This window comes from Paraburkholderia sp. 35.1, from assembly GCF_050436525.1.
In the GTDB taxonomy this organism is placed as follows: Bacteria; Pseudomonadota; Gammaproteobacteria; order Burkholderiales; family Burkholderiaceae; genus Paraburkholderia; species Paraburkholderia tuberum.
Genome location: NZ_JBNDMJ010000003.1, coordinates 3,781,367 through 3,805,871 on the forward strand (window position 1 = coordinate 3,781,367; position 24,505 = coordinate 3,805,871).

Annotated in this window: 20 protein-coding genes; 15 read left to right on the forward strand and 5 right to left on the reverse strand. The window is 64.9% G+C overall.

Annotation, left to right across the window (positions count from 1 at the left end):
* Nucleotides 1-39 precede the first annotated feature (39 nt).
* Entirely contained in the window at nucleotides 40-1,107 is a 1,068-nt protein-coding gene (locus OKW27_RS37720; protein WP_090804800.1) for a glycosyltransferase family 4 protein, read from the forward strand.
* Nucleotides 1,108-1,987: 880 nt separating this feature from the next.
* Here the strand turns inward: OKW27_RS37720 and OKW27_RS37725 are convergent.
* The 3 genes from OKW27_RS37725 to OKW27_RS37735 form a co-directional block, all read right to left on the reverse strand.
* Nucleotides 1,988-2,575, reverse strand: coding sequence for a BPSL1445 family SYLF domain-containing lipoprotein (locus tag OKW27_RS37725; RefSeq protein WP_090804802.1), 588 nt, complete (start codon nucleotides 2,573-2,575; stop codon nucleotides 1,988-1,990).
* A gap of 386 nt (nucleotides 2,576-2,961) precedes the next feature.
* Nucleotides 2,962-3,411, reverse strand: a complete 450-nt coding sequence (locus OKW27_RS37730; protein WP_090804804.1) for a hypothetical protein — start codon at nucleotides 3,409-3,411, stop codon at nucleotides 2,962-2,964.
* A 236-nt stretch (nucleotides 3,412-3,647) separates the two neighbouring features.
* On the reverse strand, nucleotides 3,648-3,947 hold the full coding sequence (locus tag OKW27_RS37735; protein ID WP_090804806.1) for a PsiF family protein: 300 nt from the start codon (nucleotides 3,945-3,947) through the stop codon (nucleotides 3,648-3,650).
* A gap of 39 nt (nucleotides 3,948-3,986) precedes the next feature.
* Between OKW27_RS37735 and OKW27_RS37740 the strand changes: the two genes are divergently transcribed.
* The 3 genes from OKW27_RS37740 (at nucleotide 3,987) to OKW27_RS37750 (ending at nucleotide 6,458) form a co-directional block, all read left to right on the forward strand.
* The gene (locus OKW27_RS37740) at nucleotides 3,987-4,244 is read left to right on the forward strand and encodes a hypothetical protein (protein ID WP_429336437.1); all 258 of its coding nucleotides are present in this window, start codon (nucleotides 3,987-3,989) and stop codon (nucleotides 4,242-4,244) included.
* Nucleotides 4,245-4,395: 151 nt separating this feature from the next.
* A complete protein-coding gene (locus tag OKW27_RS37745) occupies nucleotides 4,396-4,695 on the forward strand; it encodes a YciI-like protein (RefSeq protein WP_018418036.1) in 300 nt (99 codons plus the stop codon).
* Between the two features lie 572 nt (nucleotides 4,696-5,267).
* Nucleotides 5,268-6,458, forward strand: coding sequence for a transposase (locus OKW27_RS37750; RefSeq protein WP_429336438.1), 1,191 nt, complete (start codon nucleotides 5,268-5,270; stop codon nucleotides 6,456-6,458).
* Nucleotides 6,459-6,527: 69 nt separating this feature from the next.
* On the opposite strand, the gene OKW27_RS37755 is transcribed toward OKW27_RS37750, so the two are convergent.
* A complete protein-coding gene (locus OKW27_RS37755) occupies nucleotides 6,528-8,087 on the reverse strand; it encodes a mannose-1-phosphate guanylyltransferase/mannose-6-phosphate isomerase (RefSeq protein WP_429336439.1) in 1,560 nt (519 codons plus the stop codon).
* A gap of 168 nt (nucleotides 8,088-8,255) precedes the next feature.
* The gene (locus tag OKW27_RS37760) at nucleotides 8,256-8,648 is read right to left on the reverse strand and encodes a hypothetical protein (protein ID WP_429336440.1); all 393 of its coding nucleotides are present in this window, start codon (nucleotides 8,646-8,648) and stop codon (nucleotides 8,256-8,258) included.
* Between the two features lie 44 nt (nucleotides 8,649-8,692).
* Here OKW27_RS37760 and OKW27_RS37765 point away from each other — a divergent pair, with 44 nt between their 5' ends.
* The 11 genes from OKW27_RS37765 (at nucleotide 8,693) to OKW27_RS37815 (ending at nucleotide 24,471) form a co-directional block, all read left to right on the forward strand.
* On the forward strand, nucleotides 8,693-10,090 hold the full coding sequence (locus OKW27_RS37765) for an undecaprenyl-phosphate glucose phosphotransferase (RefSeq protein ID WP_184066658.1): 1,398 nt from the start codon (nucleotides 8,693-8,695) through the stop codon (nucleotides 10,088-10,090).
* A gap of 80 nt (nucleotides 10,091-10,170) precedes the next feature.
* Entirely contained in the window at nucleotides 10,171-11,616 is a 1,446-nt protein-coding gene (locus OKW27_RS37770; RefSeq protein ID WP_429336441.1) for a UDP-glucose dehydrogenase family protein, read from the forward strand.
* Nucleotides 11,617-11,649: 33 nt separating this feature from the next.
* Nucleotides 11,650-12,105, forward strand: coding sequence for a low molecular weight phosphotyrosine protein phosphatase (locus OKW27_RS37775; protein WP_429336442.1), 456 nt, complete (start codon nucleotides 11,650-11,652; stop codon nucleotides 12,103-12,105).
* Nucleotides 12,099-13,304: a polysaccharide biosynthesis/export family protein gene (locus OKW27_RS37780; RefSeq protein WP_429336443.1), complete on the forward strand. Its 1,206-nt coding sequence runs from the start codon at nucleotides 12,099-12,101 to the stop codon at nucleotides 13,302-13,304. Before OKW27_RS37775 ends, OKW27_RS37780 begins: the two co-directional genes overlap by 7 nt.
* Before the next feature lie 136 nt (nucleotides 13,305-13,440).
* On the forward strand, nucleotides 13,441-15,639 hold the full coding sequence (locus tag OKW27_RS37785) for a polysaccharide biosynthesis tyrosine autokinase (protein ID WP_429336641.1): 2,199 nt from the start codon (nucleotides 13,441-13,443) through the stop codon (nucleotides 15,637-15,639).
* A 56-nt stretch (nucleotides 15,640-15,695) separates the two neighbouring features.
* Nucleotides 15,696-16,637, forward strand: a complete 942-nt coding sequence (locus tag OKW27_RS37790) for a glycosyltransferase family 2 protein (protein WP_429336444.1) — start codon at nucleotides 15,696-15,698, stop codon at nucleotides 16,635-16,637.
* Nucleotides 16,634-17,794, forward strand: a complete 1,161-nt coding sequence (locus tag OKW27_RS37795) for a glycosyltransferase family 4 protein (RefSeq protein ID WP_184066631.1) — start codon at nucleotides 16,634-16,636, stop codon at nucleotides 17,792-17,794. Before OKW27_RS37790 ends, OKW27_RS37795 begins: the two co-directional genes overlap by 4 nt.
* A 3-nt stretch (nucleotides 17,795-17,797) precedes the next feature.
* Nucleotides 17,798-19,300 (forward strand): glucose-6-phosphate isomerase, encoded by a 1,503-nt coding sequence (locus OKW27_RS37800; protein WP_187610087.1) that lies wholly within the window; start codon nucleotides 17,798-17,800, stop codon nucleotides 19,298-19,300.
* The gene (locus tag OKW27_RS37805) at nucleotides 19,297-20,526 is read left to right on the forward strand and encodes a glycosyltransferase family 4 protein (RefSeq protein WP_429336445.1); all 1,230 of its coding nucleotides are present in this window, start codon (nucleotides 19,297-19,299) and stop codon (nucleotides 20,524-20,526) included. Before OKW27_RS37800 ends, OKW27_RS37805 begins: the two co-directional genes overlap by 4 nt.
* A 70-nt stretch (nucleotides 20,527-20,596) precedes the next feature.
* Nucleotides 20,597-21,763 carry a glycosyltransferase family 4 protein gene (locus OKW27_RS37810; RefSeq protein ID WP_018418024.1) on the forward strand — a complete coding sequence of 389 codons (1,167 nt, stop codon included), beginning with the start codon at nucleotides 20,597-20,599 and terminating at the stop codon, nucleotides 21,761-21,763.
* 329 nt (nucleotides 21,764-22,092) lie between these two features.
* The gene (locus tag OKW27_RS37815) at nucleotides 22,093-24,471 is read left to right on the forward strand and encodes an ATP-binding protein (protein WP_429336446.1); all 2,379 of its coding nucleotides are present in this window, start codon (nucleotides 22,093-22,095) and stop codon (nucleotides 24,469-24,471) included.
* The last annotated feature ends 34 nt before the right edge of the window (nucleotides 24,472-24,505 follow it).

Sequence of the window (24,505 nt, forward strand, 5' to 3'; positions counted from 1 at the left end):
CGCGATTGCGCGCCAGCCGCCGGCTCACGGAGACACAATATGAAGATTGCGCAGATCGCCCCGCTGACCGAATCGGTGCCGCCGAAGCTCTACGGCGGCACGGAGCGCGTCGTGTCGTACATCACCGAAGCGCTGGTCGAGCAAGGCCACGACGTGACGCTGTTCGCGAGCGGCGACTCCGTCACGAGCGCGAAGCTCGAAGCGGTGTGGCCGCGCGCGCTGCGGCTCGATCCGGGCATTCGCGACCGCATCGCGCCGCATATGCTGTTGATGGAACTCGTGCGCCGCCAGGCCGAAGAGTTCGACGTGCTGCATTTCCACCTCGACTACTACTCGTTCTCGGTATTCAAGCGGCAGGACACGCCGTTCGTCACGACGATGCACGGCCGGCTCGATCTGCCCGAGCAGCAGCCGGTGTTCGACACATTCAACACCGCGCCCGTGATCTCCATTTCGAACGCTCAGCGTCATCCGCTGCCGCAGGCGCGCTGGCTCACCACCGTCTATCACGGCCTGCCGGCGCAACTCTATACGCCGCAACCGGTCGAGCAGAAGTACCTCGCGTTTCTCGGCCGGATTTCGCCGGAAAAGCGCGTCGATACGGCGATCCGCATCGCCGGCCGCTGCGGCATGCCGATCCGTATCGCCGCCAAGGTGGATGCGGCCGATCGCGAGTACTTCGAGCGCGATATCCGGCCGTTGCTCGACCTGCCGTACGTCGAGTACATCGGCGAGATTGCCGATCATCAGAAGGCCGAGTTTCTGTCGGGCGCGCATGCGCTGCTGTTTCCGATCGACTGGCCGGAGCCGTTCGGTCTCGTGATGATCGAGGCGATGGCTTGCGGCACGCCGGTGATCGCGTTCAACCGCGGCTCGGTGCCCGAAGTGCTCGAAGAGGGCGTGACCGGGTTCATCGTCGAGGACGAGATCGGCGCGGTGGCGGCCGTGAACCGGCTGCACAAGGTGTCGCGCGCGGGCGTGCGGCGGCGTTTCGAGGAGCGCTTCACGTCGCACCGGATGGCGCGTGAGTATGTGGAGGCCTATCAGTTGGTGATTCGCGCACAGAAGCGCTCGAGGTTCAAGGTGGTCGATTCGTCGGGCCGTTGACGCGGGATCGTTGGGACGTGTCGAAGCGAAGGACGGCGGTGCGCGATGCGCGGCGCCGTTTTTTTGGTGCGCCAGGCATGGCGCGTAGCGCCGTGACTGGCGCTGTCCGACCCGCTGTGGTGGCGAGCCGGATGACTTGGGGGTGAAAGTCCTCTGCACACCCGGCAAGGGGAAGTGCTAGCTGAACGGCAAGGGTGTCCGTCGTAAGGCGGAATCTGAAGGAAGCCGCAGGCAAAATGCTGGCCTGACGAACAGGAAGCGGATATCAGGCGGTGTGGCGGGGTGAGCAGTCCAAGATCTGTAAAGCCCAATACTTGCACGGAACGCCACGACGTAGATCCGACAGGCATAAGCAGGAAGGTCGCGCGCATTACCCTGGGAGCCCCGTCAGTCTGCCTTGTGCTACTGGCATCGCAAGGTGCCGGGATGGGCTGGCGGGAGTCAGCAGAGGCCATAGTAGCGGCTCGGAACCGGAGCAGTGAAGGGCCGAACCTGACGAGAGTGGATAGTCACGCGTGCTCTCTGAGCGTTTGGGCACAAGTCTCGGCACAGCCGGGAGCCTGCGATCAAACTTGACGGCCGGAAGCCTGAGAGAGGTTGGGGTGTCCATTGAACGACAGGCGACACGACGAACGAAACGAAGCTCGCTGGAGCAATCCAGTCGTCAGGAAACGCCGGATACGTGATCCGTACGTCCGGTGTTGTGGGAGGACGGCGGGGGCAACCCCGCCTCCTACCCGATCGCGCGAGTTTTTCCGTTCCCGAGCGTCGGCATCGGCATACATAACAAAAAGACCGCGCGACGACCCGCGCAGGGTCCTCCGCGCGGCCTTCGCCGCGATGCGCGCAAGTGATCAGTGAAGCGCGCCGATGAGCGCGCTCAGATCTTCAGCCGCGTGACCTTCGTGCCTTGCAGCGAGACGTCGCCCATCAGGCCCGCGTTGGTCATCACGAAAACCTGCACCGGCGCGGTGGCCGTGGTCGTGTCGACGGCGCCGTTCGCGCCGATCTTCACGAGCGCGACCGATGCATCGACGCCGGCCGACCAGCCCTCCGCGTTGCGGAATTTGTCGAGCGAATCCTGCGTCATGAACAGGAAGATGATCGCCTTCGACTGCGCGCCCGCCTGCAGGCCGAACGAGCCCGACACGGTGCTGTAGTAGCCGACCGTCGCGCCGCCCACCCGCAATGCGCCTTCGCCATACTGGCCGCCGACGATCAAGCCCGCCTGCAGCACCGACGGGAACACCAGCACGCCGCGCGCCTTCGACACCAGCTCGCGCGAGCCCGGCACGGTCGTGAACAGCTTGGACAGCGTGCCATCGACGCTGGCGTCGATCGACTGTCGTTTCGAGGCGTCGACATGAGCATTTTCCGGCGTGTTGCCCGTCGTCGTGCAGCCGGCGAGTGCAAGGCCTCCGAAAGCAAGCGCAGCGGTCGTCTTCAACATGAAGTGTCGTCTTTGCATCGTTTTTCTCCGTCATGGATCCGGGGCGCAACCGTGGTGGTGTCGCCTGGTTGCCTTTGAGTTATAACACACGCTGGTGCAAAAGGCGCGCTGCGTGACAACGCGAAAAGCCTTATGGGACAAGGGTTTGAGCCTGATCGCAAGAGGTCTTCCCAGTAAATTTGACCGGCCTTGCGCGCGACTTCCGAGCACGCGTCGCGCGACGATCCGAGGGGCGACGCCGAACAGCGCCCGAGTCGCGGCGATTGTGGGGACGCTTCGGCGTGGCCGCACGATGCGCCGGTTTTTACCGATTTTCGCGTCGCGCGGCGGCCCATCGACATGGCAATGAGAGTGTTGTTTCGGCGCAGCAAATTGCGGCGAAGTGCAAGCGGCGCGGCCGCCGCTCACCCATGATTCGCCGGACTCTTGACCGCGGGCGGGCGCCGCAGCGCGCGGCGCACCATGCCGATGATCGCGCCGATCGCGAACAGCATAGCCGCCGGCACCATCCAATAGCCGACGAACGCGTGCCACAGATAGGCGAATAGCGTCGAGCGGCGCACGCTGTATTCGTTGATCGCGTCCTGCTGGCGCGGCGCGTTGGCGGCCAGTACGTCGGCCGGGCAGCCGGCCGCCTTGGCCTCGTCGGGCTTGCCATGGCAATGCGCGGGCGCCCCGGCGGCGCGCTGCGCCTGGGTGAAATTCCAGGTGGTCAGCGCGCGGTCGAGATCGACCGCGTTGTACGACATTTCCTCGCGGATCTCGTTGACCGCGACGATCGCCACAGGCACGGCCCAGAATATGATGACCAGCAACCACCGCCTTAACCAGCGGTTTTTGTGCTTCGATACCATCCTTGCCTCCGATCGATGCTCAGTAGCACCAACGACAAGATGGCGGCCCGCGTAGTTGTTTGGTTCTATATGAGTGAGGGTGGGCCGTCTCCGCAGCCATCATAGAAGAAAACGGCGCGTTGCGGCGGGTGGACGACGAAGCGGGGGACTCGATCGGAGCGCCGCGTGGGCGCAACGATGCGCCGGCGCCGCGTCGATCGGAGGGCGCCGGCGTGGGGGACGGCTACGCCTTTCGCTCAGTGGGCCGGCGCCGAGGAGGACAGGCAGGTCTTCATGAAGGCCTTGCGGTCGTCGCCTTTCTTGTCGGCCGCCTGCTTGTTGCACACCTTCATCTTGTCCTGCTGGCTCATCGGCGCGGCGGCGGCCGGCTTCGCGGAAAGACAGGTTTGCATGAACGCCTTGCGCTCGTCGCCTTTCTTGTCGCCGGCCTGCTTGTTGCAGTCGGCCATCTTGGTTTGCTGGCTGTTCTGCGCAAACGCCGGCGATACGAGTACCGCGCCCAACACCAGCGTAGCGATAGCGGATTGGATTTTCATGGGACACTCCATCGGTGGTGAAAACGTTTCTGATCGTTCATGCGCGCGGGCGACGACGGCATCCATGGGCCCATCGGCGCATCCATTATGGCAAATGCCGTCTGCCAGAACGGCTCAAAATGCATTCCGGTTGACAGCGGTCCGCGCTCGTTTTCCCTGAGCAGCGTGGCGCACCTGGCGCTGCGGCGTTTGAAACAATCGAATGAACGAGAGCGCGAATTTTGTCATGCAATGCAGATTGCTCGTGACGCTTATTTCAAGCTTACTGAAACGAAATTACGGTTCCCGCTATTTTGATCTATGGTTAACAGGCAATGAGAATTTTCTTATTGCTGCGAATGCAACCGAATAGAAAATAGGCATGAAATTCGGTAGTCGCCGTTATCCTCAACTGCGCTCCGGCGCATGCCGCTCCCTGCCAACCCTCAACCTCGCGAGGAGACTCACCATGCATTACCTGTTGATGTACGAGTTGGTACCCGACTATCTGGAGCGGCGCGGCGAGCACCGCGACGCGCATCTGAAACTCGCATGGGCCGCCGCCGAGCGCGGCGAACTGCTGCTGGCCGGCGCACTCGCGGAGCCGACGGACGGTGCGGTGCTGCTCTTCACCGGCGCGTCGCCTGCGGTGGCGGAGGCCTTTGCTACCGCCGATCCGTACGTACTCTCCGGACTGGTTACGCGTTGGCGCGTGCGCGAATGGACCACGGTCGTCGGTGAGCACGCATCGAAACCAGTGCGCCCGTAACGTCGTTCGAAGCGACTTCATCGCTTCTGTCACGCCTCGAACTCCGCGCATGCGCGGCGGCCGCCTCCCGTTGCCTCCACGTCACCGCGCGGGCGCGTCGCAGTCCTTTCGCCGACGCTTGAAACCGATGTTCACATCAACCATCAAAGCGCATAGAAATGCATGCTGGATCGGCAATGACATTTCTAAATCCCATTCTGTTCGGTCATGCGGTATTGTGCTTTGCAATAGACAGATCCGATGCCGGATAAGCAGCGGCTTCTGTTACGGCAATACGAGAATCGACGCAACGAAACCGACAAGATTGTTTCTATCCGTAACACTTGTCTCAACTGTACTCATGCAAAGATTGGAATGGTATGCTTCGTGCACAAATTTTCCCACGCACGAGTGAGACCGCGTTTTGTGCTTCGTAATAGGGAAGAGCCGCACCACGTGTGGGCGGGCTGCTCCAGCGAGCCGAACGGACCAAACAAATTTGTGCAACCGAGGGCCGCACACGGGTCGTGAACGCTGAGAATCCGTGGCAGGCCCAACGCCGCGGCCAGGCCAGGCCGCGTGGAGAAAATCCAATGTTTTTCGATGAGCTAAACAACGACGAATGGGCGCTGCTCGCGCCGCTCGTCTCCGACGAGCCGGCCGTCCGTCTGAACCGGCGCGGCCGGCCGCGCGCCGAACCGCGCATCGTGACGAATGCCGTGCTGTGGATCATGACCACCGGCGAGCCGTGGTCGAAGCTGCCGGGCCGCTATCCGTCCGGTCCCACCTGCCGCCGCCGCTTCGAAGAGTGGCAACTGAACGGCACACTGCTGGAGATGGTCCGTCTGCTGTCGCAGAGCGGGCGTACCTTCGCATACATTCCCCAACCGGCGCCGCCCGTTACGGCCAGACCCGCGGCACCGGTTGCGCAAACCCCGAGCCCGCGCGAAGACAATAATCTGCGCGGCGTGTCGTGGAAGAGTCCCGAGTCGTGGCAGGCGCCCGGCGTCGCGAGCGCGTTGAGCCAATGGCGTACGGCCGATCCGATCGGCGACATCACGCGGCAATTGTCGGGGCTTGCGCCGGCGAGCGCGGTGGCGACATCGGCGTTCGCGACGCCCGCAGTGGCGAGGTCCGCGACGGCGGCGGAGATGCGCGTCGAACCGGCCGCATTTGAAACGGTCGAGACCGTCGCGGTCGACGACCCGCGCCCGTCGCTGACGCTGGGCCTCGCCCCGCGCGGCATGCAGGTCGCCGATTCGCGCGGTTATCTGATCTACGTGGTGGTCGAGGAAGTGCCGAATGCGATGTATCGCGGGTGGGCGGAGATCATCAGGGACGGCAAGCGCGTCGAGCGCTCTGGCCTCGTCGGCCCGCGCTTCGCGGATGCGCAGCACGCGCAGCAGTTCGCGCTCGACTGGGCGCGTCAGTGGATCGATCGCGAATGCGCGACCGACGCGGCGGCCACGACCATGGTCCACGCAACGGCCGCGCCCGCGTCGGCGAACCTTGCGCAGCGGTCCGCGGACCGTTCGTTGTCAGGCCTGCGTCATGCGCCGGAACCGGCATCGGTCAATGGCATCGCGAATCACCCGGGCAATCACGGCGCGCCGTTGCACGGGCCGCTGAAGCCATCACTGAATGCATTACGCGGGACGCTGCGCCGCTATCCGTCGGACACCGCGACCGCGGGCGGGGCAAGCACGCCCACGGTGACGACCGACAGCGGCACCGCGGAGCGCTTATCCGCAACCTACAAAGAACTCATCTCATACGTGGGATGAGCCCGGCGGTCCCCGCGGCCGCTTTGCGCCGCCGCAGGTTCCCGCTTCGTCATTGCGACCGCTCGCGCCTCATTGCCTTCCGTACGTATCGTCGAAGCGCACGATATCGTCTTCGCCGAGGTACGAACCCGACTGCACCTCGATCATTTCGAGCGGCATCTTGCCCGGGTTTTCGAGGCGATGCGTCACGCCGAGCGGAATATAGGCCGACTCGTTTTCGGACACGATAAAGCGCTCGTCGCCGCGCGTGACGAGCGCGGTGCCGCGCACGACGATCCAGTGCTCCGCGCGATGATGATGCATCTGCAGCGACAACCGCGCGCCCGGCTTCACGACGATCCGCTTGACCTGGAAGCGCTCGCCGGTGTCGACGGAATCGTAGTTGCCCCACGGCCGATGCACCTTGCGATGATTGGCCGCTTCGAGCCCGCCATCCTCGCGAATCCGGTTGACGATCTTCTTGACGTCCTGCACGCGTGATTTGTCGGCGACCAGAATCGCATCGGCGGTCTCGACGACGACGAGATTCTGCGTGCCGACGCAGGCAATCAGTCGTCCTTCGGAATGCGCGAAGGTGGAGTTCGCGCCTTCGAGCATCACGCGGCCGCGGCTCACGTTGCGATCGGGGTCCTTCTCGCTGATGTCCCAGATCGCGTCCCACGAACCGACGTCGGACCAGCCGGCCGTAAGCGGCACGACCACGCCCGACGCGATGCTCTGATCGGCGCCGAGCTTTTCCATCACCGCGTAGTCGATCGAATTCGACGGCGAGCCGCTGAACGCATCGCGTTGCAGCCGGAAGAAGTCACCGTCCGCCGTGCTGCCCGCGAAGGCCGATTCGCATGCTGCGTAAATGGCCGGCTGAAAATGGCGGATCGCTTTGAGCCACGTCGATGCGCGCACGATGAAAATACCGCTGTTCCACCAGTATTCGCGTGATGCGACATAGCGCTGCGCGAGTTCCAGATGCGGCTTTTCGACGAAACGCTCGAGGCGATGCGCGACCGGGCGAGCCGCTGCTGCGGTCTGCGCATCGTCAGAACCGAGCGGCGCGCCGATGCGGATATAGCCGTAGCCGGTTTCGGCACGCGTCGGCACGATGCCCATGGTGACGATATGGCCAGCGGCCGCATGCTGTACGCCGGCGGCGAGCGCCGCGTGAAATCCTGCGCTGTCGGTGACCGCGTGATCGGCGGGCATCACGACCATGATGCCGTCTTCATCCTGCGCGGCGACGGACAACGCGGCCACCGTCAACGCGGGCGCGGTGTCACGGCCCACGGGTTCGAGTATCAGCCGGCTCGGCTTGGCGCTCGTGCGCAATTGTTCGGCTGTCGTGAAGCGCTGTTCTTCATTGGCGACGACCACGAGCTGGCCGGCAAGCGGATAACCGGCTTCGAGCCCATCGAGACGGCGGGTCGTCGATTGCAGCAGCGACTCTTCGCCGAGCAGGCCGATCAACTGCTTCGGATGCTGCTCGCGCGACATCGGCCACAGCCGGGTGCCCGAGCCGCCCGCGAGAATCACGGGATGAACCTTGAGCTTGACGCTGGTTGCGGTTGAGGGCATGGACGATTGGGCGGGGGTGGGCCGGGTGCCGGCAGGCGTGACCGGGGCCGGAGCTGTCATGGTGAACTCTCCTCGAGGCTGGATGAATGCGTCGAGTTTTATCACGAAGTCGCGAATCAATAAAAGCGCGTTAAATACAATTCCGATAAAAGGCGCGTCGCATTCATTCGAAATTCACCAAAAAATGTCTCGTCGATTTATTTATAAATAAAAATTACCTGAAAAAAATCAGCAGGCATTTTTTTCGCTTAATGATGCGCAAGAATGACAGCACGAGTAGCGCCCGAGCTTCGCGCCAGGACTGTTGGCAAAGCGAAAGCTTCCATGTGAAAGCGCTGAGATTGGGTGCCCGGAACCTTCTGTCGGGCCGCATTGCGGCAACAATTGCCGCACAAAATGCATAAAAAATGCCGAAATTTTGACCGATACAATTTGAGATTTTTTGCGGTCTTGTCGTGGGAATTTTAATACCGCTTTATTGAGGTATGAACAAGGGTATTCACTCATTCGCATTTGGAATTTGCGGTCTGGCCATTCGGGCTCATTCAGTCCAATCGCGCCGCCAGGCAGATCGGAAATAAAAAGCCCTACGACGAAACCCGCATGCAACAGCCATTTCAACCAACCGACGGATCGCACTTGACTGACGAACAGAGGGGCGGCGCATGCTGAGCGTTCTAGCGAGAATCATCGACATCGCCATGGTCGCGCTCGCCGCGGTGCTGGCGGCGGGCGTGCACAGCGGCAGAGTGGTATGGCTCGACGATATGCAAAGCGTGTCGCTCGCGTTCGGCTGCCTGCTCGTGGTGGTGTTCTTCCCGCCGCTCGGCATCTATCAGTCGTGGCGTGGCAAGCCGCTCTACGATCTGCTGTCGCGCGTCACGGGCGGCTGGCTGATGGTCGAAGTGACCGGCGTGCTGATCAGCTTCAGCGTGCACCGCGCCGACAGCCTGTCGCGGCTGTGGCTCGTTTACTGGGCGCTCGCGTCGATCGTGCTGCTGGTCGTCACGAAGGTGATCGTCTATTCGATCCTGCGCGGGCTGCGCCGCGAGGGCTTCAATCAGCGCGCGGTCGCGATCGTCGGCGGCGCGCCGTACGGCCGCTTCCTGATCGAACAGATGCGCGGCCGTCCCGAAGCTGGCTTCAAGCCCGTCGTCGTGTTCGACGAGGACGGCACGATCAATCCCTACGAAGACCCGGACGCCGCGCACGCGGTCGCGGGCGTGCCGGTCGAGCGCGACTATCAGCGCATGATCGAACTGGTACGGCAGCGCGCGATCCGCGAGTTGTGGCTCGCGCTGCCGATCTCGAAGGAGAAAGCGATTCATCGCTTCGTGATGGATCTGCGCAACGACTTCGTGAACATCCGCTTCATCCCCGACGTCGGCAGCCTGACGCTGTTCAATCAGCCGATGGTCGAGTTGCTCGGCGTGCCCGCGATCAATCTGGCCGCCTCGCCGATCACCGATCTGCGCGTGCTGCCCAAGCGCGTGTTCGACAGCCTGTTCGCGTTCGGCGCGTTGCTCGCGCTGTCGCCGCTGATGCTCGCGATCGCGCTGATGGTGAAGCTCAGCTCGCCGGGGCCGGTGTTTTTCCGCCAGCGGCGCAAGGGGATCGACGGCCGCGAGTTCGAGATCTTCAAGTTCCGCTCGATGAAGGTCCACACGGAAGCGGCCGGCAAGATCACCCAGGCGACGCGGCGCGATCCGCGCATTACCGCGGTCGGCGCGTTCCTGCGCCGCACCAGCCTCGACGAACTGCCGCAATTCATCAACGTGCTGCGCGGCGAGATGTCGGTGGTAGGTCCCCGTCCGCATGCGCTCGAGCACGACGACATCTACAAGGATCTGGTGAAGGGCTACATGCACCGCTACCGGATCAAGCCGGGCATTACCGGCTGGGCGCAGATCAACGGTTATCGCGGCGAAACCGATCGCATCGAAAAGATGATGGGCCGCGTAAAGCTCGATCTGTACTACATGCAGCACTGGACCTTCTGGCTCGACATCAAGATCGTCGTGCTGACGCTGTGGAAGGGCTTCGCGGGCAGCAACGCTTATTGAACGCGGGGCGCCGGGCCGCGCCGATGCCACGCATCGCGCGAGCGCATTCCTGAATCAACTTTTTTACCGAGGTGCAATCCATGAACCTGACGATCATCGGTAGCGGCTATGTCGGCCTCGTGACCGGCGCGTGTCTGGCCGACATCGGCCACGACGTGTTCTGTCTCGACGTCGACGCGCGCAAGATCGACGTGCTCAACAACGGCGGCGTGCCGATCCACGAGCCGGGGCTGCAGGAGATCATCGCGCGCAATCGCCGCGCCAGGCGCCTGACGTTCTCCACCGACGTCGAGGCCGCGGTCGCGCACGGCGACATCCAGTTCATCGCGGTCGGCACGCCGGCCGACGAGGACGGTTCCGCCGATCTGCAATACGTGCTCGCGGCCGCGCGCAACATCGGCCGTTATATGACCGGCTTCAAGGTGATCGTCGACAAATCGACGGTGCCGGTCGGCACCGCCTCGCGCGTGCGCGAAGTGGTGGCCGCCGAGCTGGCCGCGCGCGGCGTCGAGCCGATGTTTTCGGTCGTGTCGAATCCGGAGTTCCTGAAGGAGGGCGCGGCCGTCGAAGACTTCACGCGGCCCGATCGCATCGTGCTCGGCTGCGACGAGGACGTGCCCGGCGAAAAGGCGCGCGAACTGATGAAGCGCCTGTATGCGCCGTTCAACCGCAATCGCGAGCGCACGCTGTATATGGACGTGCGTTCGGCCGAATTCACCAAGTACGCGGCCAACGCGATGCTCGCGACGCGCATCTCGTACATGAACGAGCTCGCGAATCTGGCCGATCGCGTCGGCGCGGATATCGAGGCGGTGCGCCGCGGCATCGGTTCCGATCCGCGCATCGGCTATGACTTCCTCTACGCGGGGTGCGGCTATGGCGGCTCCTGTTTTCCGAAGGACGTGCAGGCGCTGATCCGCACCGCGGCCGATCACAACGCGAACCTGCGCATTCTCGAAGCGGTGGAAGCGGTCAATGATGCGCAGAAGCAGATCCTCGCGCAGAAGATCGTCGCGCGTCTCGGCGAGGATCTGTCGGACCGCACGTTCGGCGTCTGGGGTCTCGCGTTCAAGCCGAACACCGACGACATGCGCGCGGCGCCGAGCCGCGAGCTGATCGCCGGGCTGCTGGGCCGCGGCGCGCGCGTGAAGGCCTACGACCCGGTCTCGATCGACGAAGCGAAGCGCGTGCTCGCGCTCGATCTGAAGGACGTGCCGCAGCAGCATGCGCGACTTTCGTTCGTGAGTGAAGAGATGGAAGCGGCGAGCGGCGTCGATGCGCTCGTGATCCTGACCGAATGGAAGGTCTTCAAGAGTCCAGATTTCGATGCGCTGAAGCGCATCCTGAAGACGCCGCTGATCTTCGATGGCCGCAATCTGTACGAGCCGGACGTGCTGCTCGAACTCGGCATCGAGTATCACGCGATCGGCCGGCGGCATGCGTTGCGCAACGCGCCGGCGCGTGTCGGCGCGAAAGGTTCGATGCAGGCGGCGGACCTCGCCGCGACGGCTGCCTCCGGCCGCTGAGGCCACCGCGATCGCCGCGCGAGAGAGTCCGCCATGTTCGACAACGTTCTGATCGTGTGCCACGCCAACGTGTGCCGCTCGCCCGCCGCCGAGATGCTGTTCAAGGCGAGCCAGGCGCGCGCGCCGCGCTCGGGGGCCGCACCTATTGCGTTTCATTCGGCGGGCATTCGTGCGGTGAACGGCCACGGCATGGACCCGGTGATGCGGCGCCTGCTCCAAGAGCGCGGCGTCGCGGCCGGCGTTCACCACGCGCGGCGCCTCGAGCGCTCGCTCGTGCGCGCGGCCGACCTCGTGCTGGTGACCGAGCGCGCGCAGGTGAGCGAGGTCGAAGCGCTCGATCCGTCGGCGCGCGGCAAGGTCTATCCGCTCGGCAAGTGGGAAGCCGATTCGGACGTCGCCGATCCGCACGGCGGCGCGGAAGACGAATACAGGGAGAGTCTCGTGCTCATCGAACATCTGGTCATGGGATGGCTGAAAAAAATATGCTGAAGAAACCCCGCATCGAAAACTCATTCGCGAGCTTGCGCACGAAGCTCGCCGCCTCACTTCTGCTGACGTCCTTTCTGTCGGCCTGCGCGACCGCACCGGGCAATTACCTCGACACGTCGCGGCTCAAGGACAACGATCATGCGCCGAGCGAAACCTATCCGGTCCATCTGATCGACGCGAACCTGATCATGGCGCAGGCGCAAGCCGCCGCCGCGAGAATCCAGCCGTTGCCGCCAGCGGCGCTGTCCGATCCGTCGCTGTACGTGTACCACCTCGCGCCGCAGGACATTCTCGGCATCACCGTGTGGGATCACCCCGAGCTGACCACGCCGCAGGGCAGTACCTTGTCGTCGGGCGGCAATACCACGCAGACGATCGCGGGTGCGTTGCAGCAGCCGTATACGGCCGCGCTGCCGGGCCAGGCCGATCCGTACGGCCAGACCATCGCCGCCGACGGCACGATCTTTTTCCCGTTCGTCGGCCGCATCCAGGCCGCGGGCAAGACCACGACCGAGCTGCGCGATCAGCTCGCCGCCCGCCTCGTGCCATATATCCGCAATCCGCAGGTCGACGTGCGCGTGCTGTCGTATCGCAGCCAGAAGGTGCAGGTCACGGGCGAAGTGAAGCAGCCGGGACCGCTCGCGGTCAGCGACGTGCCGCTGAAGCTGGTCGACGCGATCACGCGCTCGGGCGGCACGAACCCGGACGCCGACATCCAGCGCGTGCGACTCACGCGCAACCACAAGCTCTATGTGCTCAATGCCGATCGCATGCTCGATCAGGGCGATACCACCCAGGACGTGATGCTGCAGAACGGCGACGTGGTCAACGTGCCGGACCGCACCGACAGCCGCATCTTCGTGCTGGGCGAAGTGAAGACGCCGATCCAGGTGCCGATCGCGCGCGGCCGCATGACGATCGCCGACGCGCTCACGCAAGGGGGCGGCATCCTCAACACCGACGCCAATCCGCGCCAGATCTACGTGATGCGCGGCATGCGCGAGCATCCGACCACGCCCGAGGTGTTCCGCCTCGACATGACGCAGCCGGACTCGATCATGCTGTCCTCGCAGTTCCAGTTGCAGCCGCTCGACGTCGTGTACGTGGGCACCGCCGCGTCGACCACGTTCAACCGTGTGTTGCAGCAGGTGCTGCCGAGCGTGCAGACGCTGTTCTATCTGAAGCAGCTGACGCGCTGAACGTTTGGCCTGTAATGTCCCGCGCCGCTGTTGTCCGGGCGGTGCGGGACGTGCAACGAAAGCAGAAGTACCGCTGACGCGAAAGCCGAAGCCAACGACACGGGATGGAACAGTGAGCAACCAACTCTCTCCACACATGGCTGGTCCGATCAAGACCGAAGAAGAAGACGTCGTCCTCGGACAACTGGTGCAGGTGATCCTCGACGACATCTGGTGGCTGCTCGCGATCACCGCGATCATCGTCGCGATGGCGGTCGCATACTGCTACCTCGCCAAGCCGACTTATTCGGCCGACGCGCACGTGCGCGTCGAGCAGTCCGACAGCACGTCGCAGGCGCTCACGCAAACGCAGACCGGCGCCGCGATCACGAGCGGCTCGACGTCGCTGCCGACCGACGCCGAGATTGAAATCATCAAGAGCCGTGGCGTGGTCGCGCCGGTCGTGCAGCAGCTCAAGCTGAACTTCAGCGTTACGCCGAAGACGATCCCGCTGCTCGGCAGCATCGCCGCGCGCCTCGCGACGCCGGGCCAGCCCGCGCGCGCGTGGCTGGGGCTCACGTCCTACGCATGGGGCGGAGAAAAAGTCGACGTCGATTCGATCGACGTGACGCCGTCGCTCGAAGGCGAGAAGCTGCTGCTGCGCGTGATCGACGCGCAGCACTATGAACTGTTCGCGCCGAACGGCTCGCTGCTGCTGCGCGGCCAGGTCGGGCAGCAGGCGCAGGGCGGGGGCGTGACGATGGTCGTCAATACGCTGATCGCGCGCCCCGGGCAGGAGTTCACCGTCGTGCGCTCGAACGATCTCGATGCGATCACCGCGTTCCAGTCGGCGATCACGGTGCAGGAGCAGGGCAAGCAGACCGGCGTGATCCAGATCTCGCTGGAGGACAAGAGTCCCGAGCATGCGGCGCTCGTCGCCAATGCGCTCGCGCAGTCGTATCTGCGCGAGCACGTGTCGACCAAGCAGGCCGACGCGAGCAGGATGCTCGACTTCCTGAAGAGCGAGGAGCCGCGCCTGAAGGCCGATCTCGAACGCGCGGAGGCCGCGCTGACCGCTTATCAACGTCAGTCCGGCTCGATCAACGCGAGCGAAGAGGCGAAGGTCTACCTCGAAGGCAGCGTGCAATACGAGCAGCAGATCGCCGCGTTGCGTCTGCAGATGACGCAGCTCGCCGAGCGCTACGGCGACGACCATCCGACGCTCGTCGCCGCGCGTCAGCAGATGGCCGAATTGCAGGCGCAGCGCACCAAATACGCGGACCGCTTCCGCAATCTGCCGGCCACCGAAGTGAAGGCCGTGCAGTTGCAGCGCGACGCGAAGGTCGCCGAAGACATTTACGTGCTGCTGCTCAATCGTGTGCAGGAGCTGTCGGTGCAGAAGGCGGGCACCGGCGGCAACGTCCATATCGTCGACGCCGCGCTGCGCCCCGGCGCGCCGGTCAAGCCGAAGAAGATGCTGATCATCTCGGCGGCCGTGATTCTCGGGCTGATCGCGGGCACCGGTTTCGTGTTCCTGCGCCGCAATCTGTTCAAGGGCATCGACGACCCCGATCACGTCGAGCGCGCGTTCCATCTGCCGGTGTTCGGCCTCGTGCCGCAAAGCGCCGAGCAGGTGCAGCTCGAAAACAGCTATGCGCGGGGCGGCGAACGGCTGCGTCCGGTGCTTGCGAACGCGCGGCCGAAGGACGTGACGATCGAAAGTCTGCGCAGCCTGCGCACCGCGATGCAGTTCACGCTGATGGACGCGCGCAACCGCATCGTGATGCTGACGGGGCCGATGGCCGGCGTCGGCAAGAGCTTCCTCAGCGTGAACCTGGCGATGCTGCTCGCCCATTCGGGCAAGCGCGTGTTAATGATCGACGGCGACATGCGGCGCGGCACGCTCGAACGTTACGTGGGCGGCTTGCAGGAAAACGGCCTGTCCGAGCTGCTGAGCGGCCAGATCTCGCTGGAGGAAGCGATTCGCGGTTCGAGCATCGAAGGCCTGAGCTTCATTTCGTGCGGCCGCCGTCCGCCGAATCCGTCCGAGCTGCTGATGTCGCCGCGACTGCCGCAGTACCTCGACGGCCTCGCGAAGCGCTACGACGTGATCCTGATCGACACGCCGCCGGTGCTCGCGGTGACCGATGCGTCGATCATCGGCGCGTATGCGGGCTCGACGTTCTTCGTGATGCGCTCGGGCATGCACAGCGAGCTCGAGCTGGCCGATGCGCTGAAACGCCTGCGCTCGGCGGGCGTTCACGTGCAGGGCGGCATCTTCAACGGCATGCCGGCGCGCTCGCGGGTCGGCTACGACCGCGGCTACGCGGCGACTCAGGCATACCTGAGCACGTGACGCGGGCTCCGCACTCGAGCACCGACTTCTGCACGACAGGAACAGAGGACATCACGATGAAACTGACGGTACTGGTACCGACTTATCGCCGCCCGGCCGATCTGGCGCGCTGCCTCGCGGCGCTCGAGCGGCAATCGCGCGCGCCCGACGAAGTGATCGTGGTCGCGCGCGTCGACGACGACGCGACCCATGCGTGCCTGCGCGATCCGTCCACGGGCGGCCGCCTGCCGCTCGTGATCGCGCCGGTGGACATACCCGGCCAGGTCGCGGCCCTGAATCGCGGGCTCGACGCCGCGAGCGGCGACGTGATCGCGATCACCGACGACGACGCCGCGCCGCGCCGCGACTGGGTCGAGCGCATCGCGGCCGCGTTCGAAGCCGATGCGCGCCTCGGCGCGCTGGGCGGGCGCGACTGGGTGCACGAAAAAGGCCGCGTGCTCGACGGCGAGCGGCCGCTGGTCGGCAAGGTGACCGCGCACGGCAAGATCATCGGCAATCATCATCTGGGTGTCGGTGCGGCGCGCGAGGTCGACATCCTGAAGGGCGCCAACATGAGCTACCGGCGCGAAGCGGTGCGCACGATCCGCTTCGACGCGCGTCTGCGCGGCGCGGGCGCGCAGGTGCACAACGACATGGCGTTCAGCCTCGCGGTGAAAAACGCGGGCTGGAAGCTCGTGTACGACCCGCAGATCGCGGTCGATCATTTCCCGGCCGAGCGTTTCGACGACGACAAACGCGACGCGCAGACGATGGCCGCGCTGCGCAACGCCGCGTTCAACTTCCATCTGATCCTGCGCGACCAGTTGCCGCCGCTGCGCCGCGAAGCCGCGTGGTGGTGGTGGACGCTGGTGGGCACACGGCTTTATCCGGGCCTCACGCATGCGGCGCTCGCGCTGCTGTCGAAGCAGGCGCAGTTGAAGCTGTCGCGCTGGCGCGAGGTTCGCGCAGGCGCCCATGAGGCGCGGCGCGCGCTGTCGAAGAACGGAGTGTCCGCATGAGCACGAAGGTTCACGTTCATCTCTTTTACGGCGCCGATCCGCGTTTTTATCGCAAGGGCGACGATATCGGCTGCCTGTACGGTTATCACCATGCGCAGTCCGAAGCATTCGCGCTGACTTATTCGCAGGACGCGCGCGAAAGCCGGCCCGTGCGGCTCGTACGGCGCGCGCTGAAGGCCGCGCTCGGCTTCGATTTCATCCATACGTGGCGCAATCGCGCGCAGATGCTGCGCTCGGACGTGATCTGGACGCATACCGAGCAGGAGTGGCTGGCCGCCGCGCTGATGCTGCTGCTGTGCGGGCGCAAGGCGGGGCCGGGCGCGTCGCCGCTGCTGCTCGCGCAAAGCGTGTGGCTGCTCGACAAGTGGCCGTCGTACGGCATCGTGCGCAGCTGGTTGTATCGCAAGCTGTTGACGCGGGCGGATCGCTTGACCACACTCGCTAGCGAAAACGCCGGGTTGTGCCAACGCTATTTCCATCGCGACGCGACGCCGCTGCTGTACGGCCTGAACACGCGCGACTTCCCGGTCACCGCGCCGACGCAGTGGACGCCGCGCACGCCGCTGCGCATCGCGGCGATCGGCAACGATCGCGACCGCGACTGGGAGACGCTGATCAAGGCGGTCGGCAACGATCCGCGCTACACGGTGAAGCTCGCGACGCGGCGGCGCATTCCCGCGTCGCTGCGCGCGTCGAATGTCGAGATCGCGCTGTTTTCCGGCATCAAAAAGCAGCACGAACTGTACGACTGGGCCGATGTGATCGTCGTGCCGCTGCGGCCGAACTCGCACGCGTCGGGTATCACGGTGATGCTCGAAGCGGCGGCGGTCGGCAAGCCGATGGTCGCGACCGACGTCGGCGCGCTGCGCGACTATTTCCCCGCCGACGAAGCCGCCTACGTGCCGCCGTTCAATCCGCAGGCACTGCGCGATGCGCTCGACCGGCTCGCCGCCGAGCCTGACGAGGCGCTGCGCCAGGCGCAGGCAGCCGCGGCCGGTCTGCTCGCGCGCGATCTGACCACCCAGCACTACGCGATGCAGCACGTGCGGATCACGCGCGAGATGCTGAGCGCGCGCGGGCAGGCGAGCGCGCATGCCGGCGCGGCCACGCACGCGCAGCCCGCCGCACCCGGGCGCGAATCGCGCGGAGGCCTATAAGCGATGTCGACGATTCCGCGCGCGAACCCGTTGCCGCCGCCAGGCGCGGCCAACGCCGGCCCTGCAAAACACGCCGCGAGCGGGCTGCTGTCAGGCGGCCCGCGAGAATGGCTGCCGCCGCTCCTGCTGTGGCTGATCGCCGCGGTGCTGATCGTCGCGCATCAGGGCACGGTGCTCACGCTGGCGTTCCCCGTGCTGGCGATCCTCACGGGTCTGTGGCTCTACTTCAAGAGCCCGGCGCGCTACATCGGCTTCATGTGGTGGCTGTGGTTCCTGAGCCCCGAAGTGCGGCGTCTCGCCGACTGGTCGAAGGGCGCGTTCACGCCGACGAGCCTGATCCAGGTCGCGCCGCTCGCCGTCACGATGATCAGCGGGCTGTCGCTGCTGCGCTACTACCGGCTGCTCGCGCAGCGCCGAGGCTTGCCGGTGCTGCTGATCCTGCTCGGCCTGATCTACGCGTTCCTGATCGGCGTGATGTCGAGCGGCCCGCTCGCGGCCACCTACGACCTCGCGAACTGGCTCTACCCGATCCTGATCGGCTTTCACATCATGGCGCACACGCGCCAGTATCCGCAGTATCGCGACACGATCATCAACACGTTCATCTGGGGGATGCTGGTGATGGGCGGCTACGGCCTGATCCAGTTTTTCATCATGCCGCCGTGGGACGCGCTGTGGATGCTCGGCTCGCAGATGAACTCGCAGGGCGACCCGGTGCCGATGGGCGTACGCGTGTTCAGCACGATGAACTCGTCGGGCCCGTTCGCGTTCGCGATGATGGGCGCGATGGTGTTCGTGATGGCCGCGCAGCATCGCGTGCGCTGGATCGCCGCCGCGCTCGGCTTCTTCTCGTTCGCGCTGAGCCTCGTGCGCTCGACGTGGGGAGGCTGGGTCATCGCGCTCTTGATCCAGCTCGTGAAGTCGAACAACAAGGTGCGCGTGCGCATCGTCGCGAGCGCGGTACTGCTCGCCGGCTTGTGCGTGCCGCTGCTCGCGGTCGGCCCGGTGGCCGAGCGGATGCAGGCGCGGCTAAACACGATCGTCAATCTGCACGACGACCAGAGCTACGCGGCGCGTAACGAGTTCTACGCGAGCTTCGCGAAGACCGCGTTTACCGACGTCTCGGGCGAGGGCATGGGCGCGACCGGCACCTCGACGAAACTGTCCAACGACGGCGGCCAGCTCGGCCAGTACGGCAACTTCGACAGCGGCGTGATGAACATTCCGTTCGTGCTCGGCTGGCCCGGCACCTTGCTGTACATGTCCGGCATCGTGTGGCTGCTGACGCGCGCGGTGCTCGGCTCGTTCAGGCTGCGCGACGACAAGTTCGTCTCCGCGTGCCTGAGCCTGTGTCTTGCGACCTTCGCGATGCTCGTGTTCACGAACTCGCTGGTCGGCACCGGCGGCCTGCTGCTTTTCATGGGCGCTTTTTCGATTCTTTCCGCGGTTCACCACGAAAAAATGAACCGCGCACGCACGCTATTTCTCCACGGAGGCACGGATTGAGAGTCGCCATTGTCACGCACGTAGTGCGCCATAACGACGGCCAGGGGCGCGTCAACCACGAGATCGCGCGCGCGGCGCTCGACGAGAACATCCGCGTGACGCTGGTCGCGTCGCACGTGGCGCCGGAGCTGCTCGCGCATCCTAACGTGCGCTGGGCGCCGGTGAAGATCGGCCGCTGGTGGCCCACCAATCTGCTGCGCCAGCAGGTGTTCGCGGCGAAGAGCGCACTGTGGCTGCGCGCGCATCGCCGCGACTACGACGTGCTGCACGTGAACGGCTTCATCACCTGGATGCGCGCCGACGTCAATACCTCGCATTTCGTGCATAGCGGCTGGTTCGCGAGCAAGTACTACCCGTTCGGTCTCACGAAGGGCGTGTGGTCCGCGTACCAGTCGGTCTATACGCGCTGCAACGCGTTGCTCGAGCGCTGGGCGTACCGGCGCTCGAAGGTGATCACCGCGGTGTCGCAGAAGGTCGCCGACGAAATCCGCGCGATCGGTCTCACGCCGCGCAACCGCGTGGACGTCATCTACAACGGCGTCGACACGCAGGGCTTCGCGGCGGCGAGCGGCGATCGTGCAAAGTTCGGGTTACCAGACGATGTGTTCCTGCTGCTGTTCGTCGGCGACCTGCGCACGCCGCGCAAGAATCTCGGCACCGTGCTCGCCGCGTTGAAGCATCTGCCCGAGCATGTGCAGATCGCGGTGGCCGGCTTTCTGCCGGGCAGCCCGTATCCGGACGAGGCGAAGGCGCTTGGCATCGCGCATCGCGTGCATTTTCTCGGGCTCGTGAAGGAAATGCCGGTGCTGATGCATTCGGTCGACGCGTTCGTGTTCCCGTCGCGCTACGAAGCGATGAGTCTGTCGCTGCTCGAAGCGATGGCGGCGGGGCTGCCCGTCGTGACCGCGCGCACCGCCGGCGGCGCCGAGATCATCACGCCCGAGTGCGGCATCGTGCTGGACGATCCCGACGACCCGCAAGCGCTCGCTCGCGCGGTCGCGCAACTCGCCGGCGACGACAGCGCGCGCCACGCGATGGGCAAAGCCGCGAGCGAACTCGCGACCGGCTTCGGCTGGGCGCGCATGGCCGCGCAATACATCGCGCTGTACCGGCAGTTGGCGGGGCAGCAGGAAAACCGCCGTCGCAGCCAGACGGAAGCGACGGTCGTCGCGCAGAACGATGCGCTGACGCTGAACCATCTCGCCGGACAGAAGAGCGTGGAATGACCGCGCGAGGCGCGCCGTCCACGTCTACACATAGCAACTCACCGCAAGCAACACACAGGGGCACACCATCATGACGACTGGCTCAATCAAATCACTGCAGATCGGGATGCACTGGTTTCCCGAACGCGCGGGCGGCCTCGACCGCATGTACTACTCGCTGGTCGGCGCGCTGCCGGGCGCGGGCGTCGCGGTGCGCGGCGTCGTCGCCGGCTCGCCGAAAGTCGCGGCCGATACCGGTGGCGCGATCAACGGCTTCGGCCCCGCCGCGCAATCGCTGCCGCTGCGGCTAATGGCGGCACGCCGCGCGCTGCGCCACGAAATCCGCACGTCGCGGCCCGATGTGATTTCGTCGCACTTCGCGCTCTATACGTTTCCGGGGCTCGACGTGACGCGCGGCATTCCGCAGGTGTCGCATTTTCAGGGACCGTGGGCCGACGAGAGCCACGTCGAAGGCGCCGATTCGTTCGGCCAGCGCGCGAAGCGTTATCTGGAGCAGTCGGTATACGCGCGTTCGTCGCGGTTGATCGTCCTGTCCGACGCGTTCGGCAAGATTCTCACGACGCGCTACGGCATCTCGCCGGAGCGCGTGCGCGTGGTGCCGGGCTGCGTCGATGTCGAGCAGTTCAATCTGCCGATCACGCAGGCCGAGGCGCGTCTGCGTCTGCAATTGCCGCAGGACCGACCGATCGTGCTGGCGGTGCGACGGCTGGTGCGGCGCATGGGTCTCGAAGATCTGATCGATGCGGTGAAGCTGCTCAAACGCAGCGCGCCCGACGTGCTGCTGCTGATCGCGGGCAAGGGTCGGCTCGAAGGTGAGCTAGAGGCGCGCATCGCCGACGCGGGGCTCGAACACAACGTGAAGCTGCTCGGCTTCGTGCCCGATCAGCATCTGGCGGCGCTGTATCGCGCGGCCAATCTCAGCGTCGTGCCGACCGTCGCGCTGGAAGGCTTCGGGCTCATCACGGTCGAATCGCTTGCGTCGGGCACGCCGGTGCTGGTGACGCCGGTCGGCGGATTGCCCGAGGCGGTGGCGGGATTGTCGCCCGATCTGGTGTTGCCGGAGACCGGCGCAGCTGCGATCGCCGCGGGTCTCGCCGGCGCGCTGAACGGTACGCTGAAGTTGCCCGATGCGGATGCATGCCGCCGCTATGCGCGCGAACGCTTCGATAACGCGGTGATCGCGAAGCGGGTCGCGGCGGTGTATGCCGAAGCGATTGCGGGGAACGTGCTGCATTGAAGCGCAGCGGCGGCGGTTCAATCGAATGAAACAAGGGGCGAGGCTCGGATCGCTGCGTTCGGGCCTCGCGTTCATGTCGCCGCAAGACCGGCAAAAAAATAGGCCACCAATAACGGCACTTTTCTGTTGAACTTGAGCCCGGATCAGCCCTTAGCCGCGATTTTCCGACCTTATTTTTCAAATCCCTGAAACGTGGCGCCCGGCGTCGACTTCGTCACGTTTACGTCACACATCCGCGACGATAATCCCCGCGCCCGAAAGTACAAAAACACACGGGCGTCCCGCCAGAAAGCGGGGACCTTGTATTTTCAGATCTCGGGGATTTTCAGATGACCATCCGCCACCGCATCACGCTTCTCGTCATTCTGATGCTTGTCGCGCTATCCGCCATTGGCGGATACGCCGTGCTTCAGACCCGCAACAGCGCCGCCAACGTCAGGCAGGTCACCCAGGGCGTCGTGCCGAGCGCGCTCGCGTCGGCAGACCTCGTATCGCAGGTCAAGGACGTGCAGCTCGCGATGATGACGCTCGTCTATGCGCCTGACGCGAACATGGTCTCGCAGGCTCAAGACCTGCTGAAGAGCAAGGAAGCGTCGTTGCAGGCGGCGCTCGACGTGCAGGCGAAGGCCGCGCAAGGTCAGGCCCAAACCGGGCTCGTGAGCCAGGCGCGCGACAGCCTCGCGAATTATTTCAACGCGGTCAACGACACCGCGAAGATGAAGGCCGACGGCAAGAACGAACTGGCGCAGGCCTATCTGTTCGCGAACGTCGCGCAATACCGCGATGAACTCGAAGGCATCGTCGAGACGCTGCGAATCGAAAAGAACCGCCAGAAAGATGCCGCGATCGACGAACTGAACAGCGCGCTCGCCACCACGACGACGGCGATCGGCGCCGCGACCGGCGCGGCTATCGTGGTGCTGTTGCTGATCAGCGCGCTGCTGTATCGCCAGATCACCCGGCCGCTGAGCCGCATGCAGGTGGAGATGAGCGAGATCGCGGCGAGCCAGGACTTCACGCGCCGCGTGCCGGTCGGACGCATGGACGAGATCGGTCATTCGATCGTCGCGTTCAACGGCATGATCGAGAAGATCCAGCAAAGCTCGCTGCAACTGAAGCAGAAGACCGCCGATATCCAGGCGATGCTGCAAAACATGCAGCAGGGGATTCTGACGGTGGTCGAAGGCGTGGTCGTGCATCCGGAGTACTCCGCCTATCTCGAGGCCATCTTCGAGACGCGCGAGATTGCGGGCCGTCCGTTGCTCGATCTCGTGTTCGGCGGCACCGATATCAACAGCGATGCGCTCTCGCAGATCGAAGCGGCGCTGCAGGCATGCATCGGTGAAGACAGCATGAACTTCGAGTTCAATCAGCATCTGCTCGTCAACGAGATCGCCAAGCCGATGGCCGATGGCCGCGTGAAGACGCTCGATCTGAGCTGGTCGGCGATCACCGACGAACACGACGTCGTGCTGCGTTTGATGCTGTGCGTGCGCGACGTGACCGAACTGCGCGCGCTCGCCGCCGAGGCCGGCGAACAGAAGCGCCGGCTGGAAATGATCGGCGAGATTCTCGCGGTGAGTCAGGAGAAGTTCCATCACTTCGTCGAAAGCGCGACGGGCTTCATCAGCGAGAACGAACGGATCATCCGTCAGCATCACGAGCCGAGTCACGAAGCCGTCGCCGAGCTGTTCCGCAACATGCACACCGTCAAGGGCAATGCGCGCACGTACAGCCTTCAGCATCTGACCGGCATCGTCCATGAAACCGAACAGCGCTACGACGCATTGCGCCGCGCTGACAGCAGCGAAGCGTGGGACCAGCAGCTTCTGATCGAGGATCTGCAGCGCGTGAAGGCCGCGCTCGAAACCTACGCGACGATCAACGAAGTGAGCCTCGGCCGCAAGGGGCCGGGCCAGAGCGGCGCGGTGGATCGCTACCTGATGGTCGATCGCGAGTCGATCCAGAAGCAGCTGGACCTGCTCGAAAGCGCCGATCCGGCCGACCGGGACGCGCTCGTGTCGATGCGCGAATCGTTGCAGCGGGAACTGCGTCTGTTGGGCACCGAATCGATCTACGAAGCGCTCGCGGGCGTGCTCGACTCGCTGCCGTCTCTGGCGGCCGAACTCGGCAAGGAGGCGCCGGCCGTCAGCATCGACAACAACGGCTACCGCGTGCGCAGCGAGGTCAGCCATACGCTGCGCAATGTGTTCACGCACCTGCTGCGCAACTCGGTCGACCACGGCATCGAGCCTGCCGCCGAGCGTGTCGCGAACGGCAAGGACCCGGCCGGCGTCATCGAACTGGAAGTGGGCGTCGACCATCACGCGTTGCAGATCACCATCAGCGACGACGGCCGCGGTCTCGCGCTCGCGAAAATCCGTGGGGCCGCGATCGAACGCGGCTGGATCGACGCCGATGCCGCGCTCAGCGACGAAGCGATTGCCGAGATGATTTTCCGTTCTGGTTTCTCGACCGCGCAGACCGTCAGCGAGATTTCGGGCCGCGGCGTCGGCATGGATGCCGTGCGCGATTTCGTGCGGCGCGAGCATGGCCGCATCGAATTGCGCTTCACCGACGATCGTCGCGGCGCGGACTATCGCCGCTTTCAGACCGTCGTGTCGTTCCCCGAGGACTGGGCGGTGGACAGTCTCGAAGCGTCCGCCGATGCAGCGCGCGAGCGTGACGCGGATGCGGTAGCAGGCTGACGGCCTGATGGATTGATCGAAGCGATGGGAGCAG

Coding starts and splice junctions, on each gene's coding strand:
- OKW27_RS37755 (WP_429336439.1), bottom strand. CDS start 8,087: ATGACAGCTCCGGCCCCGGTCACGCCTGCCGGCACCCGGCCCACCCCC.
- OKW27_RS37730 (WP_090804804.1), bottom strand. CDS start 3,411: ATGGTATCGAAGCACAAAAACCGCTGGTTAAGGCGGTGGTTGCTGGTC.
- OKW27_RS37765 (WP_184066658.1), top strand. CDS start 8,693: ATGCTGAGCGTTCTAGCGAGAATCATCGACATCGCCATGGTCGCGCTC.
- OKW27_RS37750 (WP_429336438.1), top strand. CDS start 5,268: ATGTTTTTCGATGAGCTAAACAACGACGAATGGGCGCTGCTCGCGCCG.
- OKW27_RS37815 (WP_429336446.1), top strand. CDS start 22,093: ATGACCATCCGCCACCGCATCACGCTTCTCGTCATTCTGATGCTTGTC.
- OKW27_RS37720 (WP_090804800.1), top strand. CDS start 40: ATGAAGATTGCGCAGATCGCCCCGCTGACCGAATCGGTGCCGCCGAAG.
- OKW27_RS37780 (WP_429336443.1), top strand. CDS start 12,099: ATGCTGAAGAAACCCCGCATCGAAAACTCATTCGCGAGCTTGCGCACG.
- OKW27_RS37800 (WP_187610087.1), top strand. CDS start 17,798: ATGTCGACGATTCCGCGCGCGAACCCGTTGCCGCCGCCAGGCGCGGCC.
- OKW27_RS37790 (WP_429336444.1), top strand. CDS start 15,696: ATGAAACTGACGGTACTGGTACCGACTTATCGCCGCCCGGCCGATCTG.
- OKW27_RS37735 (WP_090804806.1), bottom strand. CDS start 3,947: ATGAAAATCCAATCCGCTATCGCTACGCTGGTGTTGGGCGCGGTACTC.
- OKW27_RS37795 (WP_184066631.1), top strand. CDS start 16,634: ATGAGCACGAAGGTTCACGTTCATCTCTTTTACGGCGCCGATCCGCGT.
- OKW27_RS37785 (WP_429336641.1), top strand. CDS start 13,441: ATGGCTGGTCCGATCAAGACCGAAGAAGAAGACGTCGTCCTCGGACAA.
- OKW27_RS37775 (WP_429336442.1), top strand. CDS start 11,650: ATGTTCGACAACGTTCTGATCGTGTGCCACGCCAACGTGTGCCGCTCG.
- OKW27_RS37770 (WP_429336441.1), top strand. CDS start 10,171: ATGAACCTGACGATCATCGGTAGCGGCTATGTCGGCCTCGTGACCGGC.
- OKW27_RS37745 (WP_018418036.1), top strand. CDS start 4,396: ATGCATTACCTGTTGATGTACGAGTTGGTACCCGACTATCTGGAGCGG.
- OKW27_RS37725 (WP_090804802.1), bottom strand. CDS start 2,575: ATGCAAAGACGACACTTCATGTTGAAGACGACCGCTGCGCTTGCTTTC.
- OKW27_RS37740 (WP_429336437.1), top strand. CDS start 3,987: ATGCGCGCGGGCGACGACGGCATCCATGGGCCCATCGGCGCATCCATT.
- OKW27_RS37810 (WP_018418024.1), top strand. CDS start 20,597: ATGACGACTGGCTCAATCAAATCACTGCAGATCGGGATGCACTGGTTT.